Source organism: Streptomyces sp. NPDC048734, assembly GCF_043198675.1.
Lineage (GTDB): Bacteria > Actinomycetota > Actinomycetes > Streptomycetales > Streptomycetaceae > Streptomyces.
On sequence record NZ_JBICUZ010000014.1, the window covers coordinates 84,299 to 96,909 of the forward strand.

Annotated in this window: 12 protein-coding genes; 7 read left to right on the forward strand and 5 right to left on the reverse strand. The window is 74.3% G+C overall.

Features of this window, described 5'->3' with window-relative positions; all coding sequences use genetic code 11:
* Positions 1-56: 56 nt before the first annotated feature.
* Both ACGFQC_RS29310 and ACGFQC_RS29315 read right to left on the reverse strand, forming a co-directional pair.
* Positions 57-1,679 (reverse strand): ABC-F family ATP-binding cassette domain-containing protein, encoded by a 1,623-nt coding sequence (locus tag ACGFQC_RS29310; protein WP_363090704.1) that lies wholly within the window; start codon positions 1,677-1,679, stop codon positions 57-59.
* A 307-nt stretch (positions 1,680-1,986) separates the two neighbouring features.
* The gene (locus ACGFQC_RS29315) at positions 1,987-2,403 is read right to left on the reverse strand and encodes an SsgA family sporulation/cell division regulator (RefSeq protein ID WP_363090703.1); all 417 of its coding nucleotides are present in this window, start codon (positions 2,401-2,403) and stop codon (positions 1,987-1,989) included.
* 224 nt (positions 2,404-2,627) lie between these two features.
* Between ACGFQC_RS29315 and ACGFQC_RS29320 the strand changes: the two genes are divergently transcribed.
* Together ACGFQC_RS29320 and ACGFQC_RS29325 are read left to right on the forward strand one after the other, a co-directional pair.
* Complete coding sequence (locus ACGFQC_RS29320; protein WP_363090702.1) at positions 2,628-3,773, forward strand: oxidoreductase; 1,146 nt, start codon at positions 2,628-2,630, stop codon at positions 3,771-3,773.
* Positions 3,774-3,823: 50 nt separating this feature from the next.
* Positions 3,824-4,150, forward strand: a complete 327-nt coding sequence (locus ACGFQC_RS29325) for a plasmid stabilization protein (RefSeq protein ID WP_363090701.1) — start codon at positions 3,824-3,826, stop codon at positions 4,148-4,150.
* 17 nt (positions 4,151-4,167) lie between these two features.
* On the opposite strand, the gene ACGFQC_RS29330 is transcribed toward ACGFQC_RS29325, so the two are convergent.
* Complete coding sequence (locus ACGFQC_RS29330) at positions 4,168-4,464, reverse strand: YciI family protein (protein ID WP_363090700.1); 297 nt, start codon at positions 4,462-4,464, stop codon at positions 4,168-4,170.
* Positions 4,465-4,514: 50 nt separating this feature from the next.
* On the opposite strand from ACGFQC_RS29330, the gene ACGFQC_RS29335 reads away from it, so the two are divergent.
* Both ACGFQC_RS29335 and mmpA read left to right on the forward strand, forming a co-directional pair.
* Entirely contained in the window at positions 4,515-5,210 is a 696-nt protein-coding gene (locus ACGFQC_RS29335; RefSeq protein WP_363090699.1) for an endonuclease V, read from the forward strand.
* A 155-nt stretch (positions 5,211-5,365) separates the two neighbouring features.
* Positions 5,366-5,512, forward strand: coding sequence for a morphogenic membrane protein MmpA (gene mmpA / locus ACGFQC_RS29340; protein WP_094102551.1), 147 nt, complete (start codon positions 5,366-5,368; stop codon positions 5,510-5,512).
* Positions 5,513-5,585: 73 nt separating this feature from the next.
* On the opposite strand, the gene ACGFQC_RS29345 is transcribed toward mmpA, so the two are convergent.
* The gene (locus tag ACGFQC_RS29345) at positions 5,586-6,764 is read right to left on the reverse strand and encodes a saccharopine dehydrogenase NADP-binding domain-containing protein (protein WP_363090698.1); all 1,179 of its coding nucleotides are present in this window, start codon (positions 6,762-6,764) and stop codon (positions 5,586-5,588) included.
* A 203-nt stretch (positions 6,765-6,967) separates the two neighbouring features.
* Here ACGFQC_RS29345 and ACGFQC_RS29350 point away from each other — a divergent pair, with 203 nt between their 5' ends.
* Genes ACGFQC_RS29350 through ACGFQC_RS29360 form a run of 3 tightly spaced genes read left to right on the forward strand, consistent with a single transcriptional unit; the run spans position 6,968 to position 11,588 of the window.
* Positions 6,968-8,143 (forward strand): CaiB/BaiF CoA-transferase family protein, encoded by a 1,176-nt coding sequence (locus tag ACGFQC_RS29350; protein WP_363090697.1) that lies wholly within the window; start codon positions 6,968-6,970, stop codon positions 8,141-8,143.
* A complete protein-coding gene (locus ACGFQC_RS29355) occupies positions 8,140-9,354 on the forward strand; it encodes an acetyl-CoA C-acetyltransferase (protein ID WP_363090696.1) in 1,215 nt (404 codons plus the stop codon). The genes ACGFQC_RS29350 and ACGFQC_RS29355 overlap by 4 nt, the downstream gene beginning before the upstream one ends.
* Before the next feature lie 41 nt (positions 9,355-9,395).
* Entirely contained in the window at positions 9,396-11,588 is a 2,193-nt protein-coding gene (locus tag ACGFQC_RS29360; RefSeq protein ID WP_363090695.1) for a 3-hydroxyacyl-CoA dehydrogenase NAD-binding domain-containing protein, read from the forward strand.
* Between the two features lie 13 nt (positions 11,589-11,601).
* On the opposite strand, the gene ACGFQC_RS29365 is transcribed toward ACGFQC_RS29360, so the two are convergent.
* Positions 11,602-12,324, reverse strand: a complete 723-nt coding sequence (locus ACGFQC_RS29365; RefSeq protein WP_363090694.1) for a MerR family transcriptional regulator — start codon at positions 12,322-12,324, stop codon at positions 11,602-11,604.
* Between the last annotated feature and the right edge of the window lie 287 nt (positions 12,325-12,611).

A 12,611-nucleotide genomic window follows, 5' to 3' on the forward strand; every position in this document is an offset into this window, starting at 1 on the left:
GTCCAGCGGGGCAAAACCCTGGCCGCCGGGCTGTGGCCCTCCTGAGACCCGCCACGCTACGCCGGGTCCGCCAGCTCCTGTGCCGAGGTCTCCCGCAGTTCCCCGTCCAGCAGCAGCCAGCGCGTGATGCCGATCGACTCCAGGAACGGCAGGTCGTGGCCGGCCACGATCAGCGCGCCCTCGTAGGACTCCAGGGCGGAGGTGAGCTGCCGCACGCTCGCCATGTCGAGGTTGTTCGTCGGCTCGTCCAGCATCAGCAGCTGCGGCGCGGGCTCGGCCAGCATCAGGGCCGCGAGCGTCGCCCGGAACCGTTCGCCGCCGGACAGCGTCGCCGCCTTCTGGTCGGCGCGGGCGCCCCGGAACAGGAAGCGGGCCAGCCGGGCCCGGATCCGGTTGTTCGTGGCGTCCGGCGCGAAGCGGGCCACGTTCTCGGCGACCGTCAGCCCGTCGTCGAGGACGTCCAGCCGCTGCGGCAGGAAACGCAGCGGCACGTGCGCGCGTGCCTCGCCCGCCACCGGATCCAGCTCCCCGGCGATCGTGCGCAGCAGCGTCGTCTTGCCCGCGCCGTTGCGCCCCACCAGCGCCACCCGCTCGGGCCCGCGCAGGTCGAGACCGCCCGCCACGCGCGCGCCGTGCGCGAGCCGCAGGTCCAGCAGGGTGAGCACCTCACGGCCCGGCGGCACGGCCGTGTACGGCAGGTCGATGCGGATCTCGTCGTCGTCGCGGACCGCCTCGACGGCCTCGTCGAGCCGCTCCCTGGCCTCGGCGAGCCTCTCCTCGTGCAGGATGCGGTGCTTGCCGGCGGACTCCTGCGCCGCCCGCTTGCGCGCCCCCATCACGATCTTCGGCTCGCGTTTCTGGTCCCACATCTTCTGGCCGTACCGCTTGCGCCGGGCCAGTTTCACGTGGGCCTCGGACAGTTCGCGTCTCTGCTTGCGCAGGTCGGACTCCGCGGCGCGCACCATGCGCTCGGCGGCCTCCTGTTCGGTGGCGAGCGCCTGCTCGTAGGCCGAGAGGTTGCCGCCGTACCAGGCCACCTCCCCGGCGCGCAGGTCGGCGATCTGGTCGACGAGTTCGAGCAGCTCCCGGTCGTGGCTGACGACGACCAGCACGCCCGGCCAGGCCGTGACGGCCGCGTACAGCCGCCGCCGGGCGTACAGGTCGAGGTTGTTGGTCGGTTCGTCGAGCAGCAGGACGTCCGGCCGGCGCAGCAGCAGCGCGGCCAGCCGCAGCAGGACGGACTCGCCGCCGGACACCTCGCCGACGGTGCGGTCCAGGCCGATGCGGCCGAGTCCGAGTTCGCCGAGGGTGGCCAGGGCGCGTTCCTCGACGTCCCAGTCGTCGCCGAGGGTCTCGAAGTGCTCCTCGGCCCCGTCGCCGCCCTCGATGGCGTGCAGCGCGGCCCGGCGGGCGGCGATGCCGAGGACCTCGTCGACGCGGAGGGAGGTGTCGAGCGTGACGTTCTGCGGGAGGTGGCCGATCTCGCCCGCCGTGCGGACGGTGCCGTCGGAGGGGGTGAGTTCGCCGGCGATCAGCTTCAGCAGGGTCGACTTGCCGGCGCCGTTGACGCCGACGAGTCCGGTCCGGCCGGGACCGAAGGCGACGTCGAGCCCGTCGAGGACGGGGGTGCCGTCGGGCCAGGCGAAGGACAGGGACGTACAGGTGATCGAATGTGACAAGGGGGCCTCGCGGTCGCGTGTGCGGTCGGGACGACGCGTGTCGAGACACCGGAGGGCGGCGACCACCGCGGGAGCGGGGGAGCGCGGGGCCGTGGGGAACGCGGGGCCGTGGGGAACGCCACGGGAACCCGTGGGAGCACCCTTGGCTCCGCAAGGACGGCTCGAACGCCGAGGTCGCACGCTACGCCCACACCCCTGGGGGTGCGGCGTGGTGTCTCAGGACCTCAGACGAGCAACGTCCTTCTCCTATCGGCGGCAACAGATGCGTGACAGACCGTAGGAGGGGCCGGGAGGGGCTGTCAACGGATTAAAGGGCGTCCCCCATCAGCTCCGCCAGGTCGCGGTCCAGATCGAACTGCAGGTGCTCCAGACCGGCCGGCACGAGTTCGCCGGTGGCCTCGAGGAAGCGCCGGATCTCCGCCGAGTGCACGTGCACGATCGCCGTGCCCTCCGGCGCGTGGAACTCCAGCACCGTCCGGTCGTACCCGTACGGCCGCACGCGCACGTCACCGTCGCCCTCGGCGTCGTGCAGACCCGCGGTGAGCAGGTCGCGGGCGAAGGTCCAGCAGACGTCCACGCCCTCCAGGGTGGCCGGGGCCGGGAAGGTCATGCGGACGGCGAAGGGGTCACGCCGGTCGTAGTGCAGCGTGGCGGGGATGCTCTGCATCCGCGGCGCGGCGGCGACCAGGCGCGCCTCGACGGGCTGCTCGATGACGATGGACAACGCCTTGCTCCCTTGTGACGGCGGGGCGAACTACCGGGTGGGTCAGGCCGGACACTGGAAGAGACGCCGGAACCGGCCGATGCGTGCACACGCAGTCCGAGTGACCTCGGTCACCGCCTTTCATGCACACGAGTGACCCACCTCTCCTGCAGTGCCCGCGCGGACCGGTGAGGCGGGGGAGGGCATCTGGACGTCACCGGAGCGGTGGACTAGCTTCGCCCGCCATGAGGCCCTCGGGGAAGACGCGACACACGATCCGCACGGCACCGGCGAGGCGCGTGGGGCGGACGGCGGCGGTGGGAGCGGCCTGCGCGGCGGTGCTGGCACTGCTGACGGCCGTACCCGCGCAGGCGCACGCCGGCGGGCGGGAGCAAGCCACGGGGCGGCCCGGCCACGCGCCCGCGTGGGCGCCCAAGGACACCGGGACTCCGGCCGTCCGCTTCCGCGGGCTGGCCGCGGTCGACCGGGACACCGCCTGGCTGGCGGGTACGCGGGGCACCGTCCTGCGCACCACCGACGGCGGCGCGAGCTGGCGGAACGTCTCCCCGCCCGGCGCCGCCGACCTCCAGTTCCGGGACGTGGAGGCCTTCGACGCACGGCACGCCGTGGTGCTGGCCATCGGCGAGGGCGAGGCCTCCCGGGTCTATCGCACCGCCGACGGCGGGGCGACCTGGACGGAGTCCTTCCGCAACACCGACGCACGGGCCTTCTACGACTGCCTGACCTTCTTCGACCGCCGCCACGGCCTCGCGATGAGCGACCCGGTGGACGGCAGGTTCCGCATCCTGTCGACCAGCGACGGCGGCCGCTCCTGGACGGTGCTGCCGGACGCGGGCATGCCGCCCGCCCTGCCGGGCGAGGCGGGCTTCGCGGCGAGCGGCCAGTGCCTGGTCTCGGCCGGTCCCCGGGACGTGTGGCTGGCCACCGGCGGCGCCGCACGCGCGCGCGTGCTGCACTCCGCGGACCGGGGCCGGACCTGGACGGTCGCCGACGCCCCGATCCCGGCGGGCGACCCCGCGCGCGGGGTGTTCGCGCTCGCCTTCCGCGACCGCGGTCACGGCCTCGCGGTCGGCGGCGACCACCGCGCCGACCAGCCCTCCCCGTCGGCCGCCGCCACGACCGGTGACGCGGGCCGGACCTGGCGGCCCGCCGGCACGCCCCCGCCCGCCTACCGCTCCGGCGTCGCCTGGCTGCCGCACAGCCGCACCACCGCCCTCGCGGTCGGCCCCACCGGCACCGACCTGACCACCGACGCCGGCCGCACCTGGCGCACCCTCGACACCGGCTCGTACGACACCGTCGACTGCGCCCCGGACCACGGCTGCTGGGCCGCCGGTGAACAGGGGCGGGTGGCACGCCTGGAGAGGTGAGCGGTTCGGGGGGTACCCGGGTGGTGCGGACACGAGAGGAGTGAGCGCACATGCCACGCGGTTCCAGCCCCAAGCGGGAGCGCCAGTACGAGCACATCAAGGAGAGCGCGCGGGAACGGGGTGAGAGCGCCGGCCGGGCGGAGGAGATCGCCGCCCGCACGGTGAACAAGGAACGTGCCCGGTCCGGCGAGTCGAAGACCGCGAGCCGCACCTCCACCGAGGACATGTCGTCCGGCGAGCGGGGCGGACGGCGGTCCGGCAAGGGCTCCGGGGGGCCCACCTACGACCAGCTGTACGAGGAGGCCAGGCGCCGTGGCGTCCGCGGCCGTTCGGACATGGACAAGGGCCAGTTGCGGCGCGCCCTGGGCAAGGACTGAGGACGCGGCCGACGCGGTCAGCCCGGCGTCTCCCGGTACCGCTCCAGTTCGGGAGCCGTCCTGGTCGCCGCGAACTCCGTGACGCGGTACGCGCACACGCCGGCCACGACGAAGGGGTCGCCCGCGGCGATCCCCTCGATCGTGGCGCGGTCCTGTGCGACGGCGAGGATCACACCGCCGTCGCGGGGGTTCTTGCGCCCGGACGCCAGGAACACCCCGCGCGCGTACTGCTCGTCGAGCCAGGCCACGTGGGCCGGCAGGACGGCGTCCACGGCGTCCAGGGGTGCCGTGTAGGTCAGTTCCATTACGAACATGATCGCGAGCCTACGCCGTCCGGGGCCGCCCGCGTAGGCTCGCCCTCACCATGACGACCGTAGACGTTCCGGCGGGCTGGCCCGCGACCGAGGAGGAGGCCCGCGCCGTCCAGGACGAGCTGCGGGCCAAGGTGGTGCTCGGCGAGGCGGGGCCGCCGCCCGGCACCGGCCGGGTGACCGGCGTCGACGTCGCCTACGACGACGAGCGGGACGTCGTCGCGGCGGCGGCCGTCGTGCTGGACGCGGCGAGCCTCGACGTGGTCGCCGAGGCCACCGCGGTGGGGCGGATCTCCTTCCCCTACGTCCCCGGCCTGCTCGCCTTCCGCGAGATCCCCACCGTGCTCGCCGCCCTGGAGGCCCTGCCCGGCGGGCCCGGCCTGGTCGTCTGCGACGGCTACGGCCTCGCCCACCCCCGCCGCTTCGGCCTCGCCAGCCACCTCGGCGTCCTCACCGGCCTGCCCACGATCGGCGTCGCCAAGAACCCGTTCGCCTTCTCCTGCGCCGATCCGGCCGCCGCGCGCGGATCGGCCGCGCCGCTGCTGGCCGGCGACGAGGAGGTGGGCCGGGCCCTGCGCACGCGGGCGGGTGTCAAGCCGGTCTTCGTCTCGGTCGGCCACCGGGTGAGCCTGGACAACGCCTGCGCCCACACCCTGGCACTGACACCGGAGTTCCGCCTGCCGGAGTCGACCCGGCGGGCGGACGCGCTGTGCCGCAGGGCACTCCGGGAGGCGACCACCCGCCACTGACCGGCCGCCCGGCGCGCGCCGACGGCCCGCCGCCCGGCTCCGGGACACGGTGACCGGGGCCGTAGGGGCCGTCGACGCTTTCCGGAGCCCGAGCGCGCCGAACTGAGTACCCGTACGGATGTGAGGTCCGGCGCATGCCGGGCACTCTGAGCCGTATGACGACGCACCGAGCCCCGAAGCCCCTCGCCGACCCCGACCGGCCCGTCGAGCGCGCCGTGAACGCCGCGCTGGTCCTCGCCGTGCTGGCCGGACTCGGCTGGATAGCCGGGATGATCTACACGCTGGTGGAGTGGCCGGTCTAGGGCACGACCCACCGGACGGGCCCCGGACCGGAAGGCCCGCGACCGGACCGGAAACCCCGCGGCCGGCCCGCGGTCAGCGGCTCGACGCCACCCGGAAGCGGACGCCCGCCGCGCGCAGCCGCCCGGTCAGCGCGTCGCCCATCGCCACCGCCGTCGTGACCTGCCCGGCCGTCTCCGGCAGCTCGTCGAGGGCCAGGGCCAGCGCGGCCTCGGCGAACATCTTCGCCGTCTCGTCATAGCCGGGATCCCCGCCGGAGACCTCCGTGCACACCCGCCGGCCGCCGCCCTCGCCCACGAACCGGACGGAGAACCAGCTGCGCGCCCGCTTCTCGGCGCTCGGGCCCTGTCCGGGCTTCAGCCGGTCCGACAGCCACCGCCGGGCGGGCGGCACCTGGGCGGCGGCGAACAGCGCTCCCACGGCCGCGGTCCCGCCCAGCGCGACGGGCAACCGTCGCACGGCCGCGTAGTGGCGGTAGCGGAAGTCGGGGCCGTAGCGCTCCAGGGCCCTCGCCGACCGGCGCACGACCTGCGGGTCGATCGTCGGCAGGGGCAGCGCCCAGGCGCCGACCTCCGGCGCGAACCGGGGTGCCCCCAGCGGTGCCGTGGCCCGGCGGCCCATCAGCCGCGGCTCGTGCCGGTGCCGTTCGCGGGCCGCGGCCGACAGCTGGCGGCCGCGGGCGAACTGGCCGAGCGCGGAGGCGAACGTCCCGCCCGAGAAGGCGGCGTCGACGCTGACGTAGCCGTCCACCGTCAGGGGCACGCCCTCCGGCAGCTGCCGGACGGTGAAGTACGCGCCCAGGTCGTGCGGGACCGAGTCGAACCCGCACGCGTGCACCAGCCGGGCGCCCGTCTCCCGCGCGCGGGCGTCGTGCCGCACGTACGTCAGGTCCACGAACTCCGGCTCACCGGTGAGGTCGAGGTAGTCGGTGCCGGCGTCCGCGCAGGCGGCCACCAGCTCCTCGCCGTACGTCACGTAGGGGCCGACGGTCGTGGCGACCACGCGCGCGTGGCCGGCGAGCGCGCGCAGCGAGGCCGGATCGGACACGTCCGCCCGCAGCACACCGGGCTCCGCGCCGCCCGGCAGCCGGTCGCGCAGCCGCCGCAGCCTCTCCTCGTCGCGGCCGGCGATCGCCCAGCGCAGCTCCCCGGGCGCGTGGGCGGCCAGGTACTCCGCGGTGAGCGTCCCGACGAAGCCGGTGGCCCCGAAGAGCACGATGTCGTAGGGACGGTCCGTCGTTTTCAGCCTGCTCATGACACTCCTTGGTCCCGCAGCCCGTGCCGCTGTCGCCGGCTGAGGCTAGCGTGAGGACGGCGGGACCGGCCGACCCCGGTGCCGAGGACCGGCCCCGGCTCCCGGAAACTGGCCAAGCGCTTGCTCGCCACGTCTTGTGCCCGCTGGAACACGTTCTTAGCATCACTGGTGTTACATCGGTTGTGTCACAGTGAGGGAGCCGGATGACGACGACGGCAGGGACAGCGGGGCCCGGCCCGCTCGCCGGGGTGCGCGTGGTCGAACTGGCCGGCATCGGGCCCGGTCCCTTCGCGGCCATGCTGCTGGCCGACCTCGGCGCCGACGTCGTCCGCGTCGACCGCCCCGGCGGCCCCTCCCTCGGCATCGACCCGGACCACGACGTCACCAACCGCAACAAGCGCTCGGTGCTCGTGGACCTCAAGGCACCGGACGGCCCCGCGCGCGTGCTCGACCTCGCCGCCCGCGCCGACGTCCTCATCGAGGGCAACCGCCCCGGCGTCGCCGAGCGCCTCGGCGTCGGCCCCGAGGCCTGCCACGCCCGCAACCCCCGGCTGGTCTACGGCCGGATGACCGGCTGGGGCCAGGACGGCCCCCTCGCCCGGCGCGCCGGCCACGACATCACCTACATCGCCCTCACCGGCACCCTCGGCATGATCGGCACCCCCGGCACGCCCCCGCCCGCCCCCGCCAACCTCCTCGGCGACTACGCCGGCGGCTCCCTCTACCTCGTCGTCGGCGTCCTCGCCGCGCTGCACCACGCCCGCGCCACCGGCACCGGACAGGTCGTCGACGCCGCTGTCGTCGACGGCACCGCCCACCTCTCCGCCATGATCCACGGCATGCTCTCCGCCGGCAGCTGGCAGGACCACCGCGCCGCCAACCTCCTCGACGGCGGCTGCCCCTACTACGGCACCTACGAGACCGCTGACGGCGGCCACATGGCCGTCGGCGCGCTGGAACCGCGCTTCTACGAGGAGTTCGTCCGGCTCCTCGGCCTCGACGACTTCGCCGACGCCCGCACGGACTGGACCCGCTGGGGCGAGCTGCGCGAGGCTGTCACGGCCCGCTTCGCCTCCCGCACCCGCGCGGAGTGGACGGCCGTCTTCGAGGACACCGACGCGTGCGTGGCGCCCGTGCTGTCGCTGCGCGAGGCCCCGCACCACCCGCACCTGGCGGCCCGCGGCACCTTCACCGACCACGACGGCCTCACCCAGCCCGCCCCCGCCCCGCGCTTCTCCGTCACCCCGACGGCCGTGCGCGGCGCGCCCGCGCGGCCCGGGGCCGACACCGCCGCCGTGGCCCGCGACTGGGGCGTGCCCCGGCTCGCCGGCCCACCGGACACCCAGCCCCCCGCCCCTCACCGAAAGGCCTCCCCGTGAGCACCGAAGCGTACGTGTACGACGCGATCCGCACCCCGCGCGGGCGCGGCAAGGCAGGCGGCGCCCTGCACGGCACGAAGCCCATCGACCTCGTCGTCGGACTCGTCCACGAACTGCGCGGGCGCTTCCCGGACCTGGACCCGGCCGCGATCGACGACATCGTGCTGGGCGTCGTCGGGCCGGTCGGCGACCAGGGCTCCGACATCGCGCGGATCGCCGCCATCGCCGCCGGACTGCCCGACACCGTGGCGGGCGTGCAGGAGAACCGCTTCTGCGCCTCCGGTCTCGAAGCCGTCAACCTGGCCGCCATGAAGGTCCGTTCCGGCTGGGAGGACCTCGTCCTCGCGGGCGGCGTGGAGTCGATGTCCCGGGTGCCGATGGCCTCCGACGGCGGCGCCTGGTTCAACGACCCGATGACCAACCTCGCCGTGAACTTCGTGCCGCAGGGCATCGGCGCCGACCTCATCGCCACCATCGAGGGCTTCTCCCGCCGGGACGTCGACGAGTACGCCGCCCTCTCCCAGGAGCGGGCGGCCACCGCCGTCAAGGAGGGCCGCTTCGACCGCTCGCTCGTGCCGGTGAGGGACCGCAGCGGCCTCGTCGTCCTCGACCACGACGAGCACCCGCGCCCCGGCACCACCGCCGACTCCCTCGCCAGGCTGAAGCCCTCCTTCGCCGACATCGGCGAACTGGGCGGCTTCGACGCCGTGGCACTGCAGAAGTACCACTGGGTCGAGAGGATCGACCACGTCCACCACGCGGGCAACTCCTCCGGCATCGTCGACGGCGCCTCGCTCGTCGCGGTCGGCAGCAAGGAGGTGGGCGAGCGGTACGGCCTCACCCCGCGCGCGCGGATCGTCTCCGCGGCCGTCTCCGGCTCCGAACCCACGATCATGCTCACCGGCCCCGCGCCCGCCACCCGCAAGGCCCTCGCCAAGGCCGGGCTGACCATCGACGACATCGACCTCGTCGAGATCAACGAGGCCTTCGCCGCCGTCGTCCTGCGCTTCGTCAAGGACATGGGCCTGTCCCTGGACAAGGTCAACGTCAACGGCGGCGCGATCGCCCTCGGCCACCCCCTCGGCGCCACCGGCGCCATGATCCTCGGCACCCTCGTCGACGAACTGGAACGCCAGGACAAGCGCTACGGCCTCGCCACCCTCTGCGTGGGCGGCGGCATGGGCATCGCCACGATCGTCGAACGCGTCTGACCACCCCGGCGGAACCAAGAGACTGCTACGGAGACCCTGTCATGACACAGAGCACCACCATCCGCTGGGAACAGGACCGCACCGGCCTCGTCACCCTCGTCCTCGACGACCCCGACCAGTCCGCCAACACCATGAACCAGGCGTTCCGCGCCTCGCTCGCGCAGGTCGCCGACCGTCTGGAGGCCGAGAAGGACACCGTCCGGGGCGTCATCGTCACCTCCGCGAAGAAGACCTTCTTCGCGGGCGGCGACCTGCGCGACCTGATCCGTGTCACCCCCGACACCGCCCAGGAGCTCTTCGACGGCGGCCTGGAGATCAAGCGCAACCTGCGCCGCATCGAGACCCTCGGCAAGCCCGTCGTCGCCGCCCTCAACGGCGCGGCCCTGGGCGGCGGTTACGAACTCGCCCTCGCCTGCCACCACCGCGTCGCCCTCGACGCGCCCGGCTCGAAGATCGGCTGCCCCGAGGTCACCCTCGGACTGCTCCCCGGCGGCGGCGGCGTCGTGCGCACGGTCCGCCTGCTCGGCATCGCGGACGCCCTCCTCAAGGTCCTCCTCCAGGGCACCCAGTACAGCCCGCGGCGCGCCCTGGAGAACGGCCTGGTCGACGAGGTCGCCGACACCCACGAGGAGATGCTCGCCAAGGCCCGCGCCTTCATCGACGCCCACCCCGAGTCGCAGCAGCCCTGGGACCGGCCCGGCTACCGCATCCCCGGCGGCACCCCCGCCCACCCCAAGTTCGCGGCGAACCTGCCCGCCTTCCCCGCCACACTGCGCAAGCAGACCGGCGGCGCCCCCTACCCGGCGCCGCGGGGCATCCTGGCCGCCGCCGTCGAGGGCGCCCAGGTCGACTTCGAGACCGCGCAGGTCATCGAGGCCCGCTACTTCGTGGAACTGGCCGCCGGACAGACGTCGAAGAACATGATCCAGGCGTTCTTCTTCGACCTCCAGGCCGTCAACTCCGGGGTCAGCCGGCCCCGGGGCGTCGAGCCCCGCCAGGTCCGCAGGGCGGCCGTCCTCGGCGCCGGGATGATGGGCGCCGGCATCGCCTACGCGTGCGCCCTCGCGGGCATCGACGTCGTCCTCAAGGACGTCTCCCTCGAAGCGGCCCTCAAGGGCAAGGCGTACTCCGAGAAGCTCTGCGCCAAGGCCGTCTCCCGCGGCCGCACCACCCAGGAGAAGGCGGACGCCCTCCTCGCCCGCATCACGCCCACCGCGGACCCGCAGGACCTGGCCGGCTGCGACGCCGTCATCGAGGCCGTCTTCGAGGACACCTCGCTCAAGCACAAGGTGTTCCAGGAGATCCAGCACATCGTCGAGCCCGACGCCCTGCTCTGCTCCAACACCTCCACCCTGCCCATCACCGTCCTCGCCGAGGGCGTCGAGCGGCAGGGCGACTTCGTGGGGCTGCACTTCTTCTCGCCCGTCGACAAGATGCCGCTCGTCGAGATCATCAAGGGCGAGCGCACCGGCGACGAGGCCCTCGCCCGCGCCTTCGACCTGGTCCGGCAGATCAACAAGACGCCGATCGTCGTCAACGACTCGCGCGGCTTCTTCACCTCACGGGTCATCGGCCACTTCATCAACGAGGGCGTCGCCATGGTCGGCGAGGGCATCGAGCCCGCGTCCGTGGAGCAGGCGGCCGCCCAGGCCGGCTACCCGGCCAAGGTCCTCTCCCTCATGGACGAGCTGACCCTCACCCTGCCGCGCAAGATCCGGGGCGAGTCGAAGCGTGCCGTCGAGGAGGCCGGCGGCACCTGGCCCGGCCACCCCGCCGAGGCCGTCATCGACCGCATGGTCGACGAGTTCGGCCGCACCGGCCGCAGCGGCGGCGCGGGCTTCTACGACTACGACGAGGAGGGCCGGCGGGCCGGACTGTGGCCGGGCCTGCGCGAGCACTTCACCCGCGACGACGCGCGGACCCCCTCCGAGACCGTGCCTTTCGAGGACATGCAGGAACGCATGCTGTTCTCCGAGGCCCTCGACACCGTCAGGCTCCTGGAGGAGGGCGTCCTGACGTCCGTCGCCGACGCCAACATCGGCTCCCTGTTCGGCATCGGCTTCCCCGGCTGGACCGGCGGCGTCCTGCAGTACATCAACGGCTACGACGGCGGCCTGCCCGGATTCGTGGCACGCGCGCGTGAACTCGCCGAGCGCTACGGCGACCGCTTCACCCCGCCCGCGCTGCTGGTGGCCAAGGCGGAGAAGGGCGAGACCTTCACGGACGCCCGCTGAGCGGTCCCGCACGTCACGGGGAGCCGCCCGTCTCCGGCGGCTCCCCGAGCCACTCCCGCACCTCCTCGGTCAGCGACCGCTGGAAGGCCGTCAGCAGCGCCTGCACGACCAGCGGCTGCATGTGCGCCGACAGCGACCGCACCGCCCGCGCGTCCCGCTCCGCCACGTCCTCGCGGAGCAGCCGCGACAGCTCGTGCGCCGCCGCCCGCGCATGGTCCACCAGGACGTGGCGGGCCGCGAGGATCGCCTCCTGGGACAGCGGTACGTCGAGGAGGCGGACGCCCAGCCTGAGCAGCCCGGCGTCGACGCGGTACGAGCCGTCGCCGGTCCGCTCGCCCAGCACGCCCATGGCGGTGAGCCGCGCCACGTCCTCGTCGTCCAGCGCCCGCCCCGCCCGCCGCTCGAGCTCCTCCCGCGACACCGTCTCCACGGCGCCCGGCGCCCAGGACGCCACCACCGCCCGGTGCACGGCCAGGTCGCGGGCGTCGAGGCCGGGCGGCAGCCGGTCCAGGTAGCGCTCGATCGCCGCCAGCGTCAGGCCCTGCCGCTGCAGCTCCTCGATCAGCGCGAGGCGCGCGAGGTGCTCCTGCCCGTAGCGCCCCACCCGGCGCGGACCGATCACCGGCGGCGGCAGCAGCCCCTTGGTGCTGTAGAACCGCACCGTCCGCACGGTGACCCCCGCGCGAGCGGCCAGCTCGTCGACCGTGAGGGCCGGCTCCTCGGTCTCGATCGTCATGCGCAGCAGTATCGCTGTCACACCAGTGCTGTGAAACCCGTGGGCGCGCCACGGAGATCCCTTCGCGTGGAGGGACGCTCTGTGACGCGGACCGTCGAACGGCCGCCGGGACCTCGCCGAAGCGCCGTCCGATCTGTCGGCGGACGGCTGTGGAAACACCCCAGGGACGCGGGGAACCGCGCGACCGGCCATACCCGGCCCGCGGAGCGCCACGGCCGGCGCCGAGGGCGCGTACCTGCTGACCGACGGCGAGCCGACCCGCGTACCGCCGGTGACGCCCCCGGCCC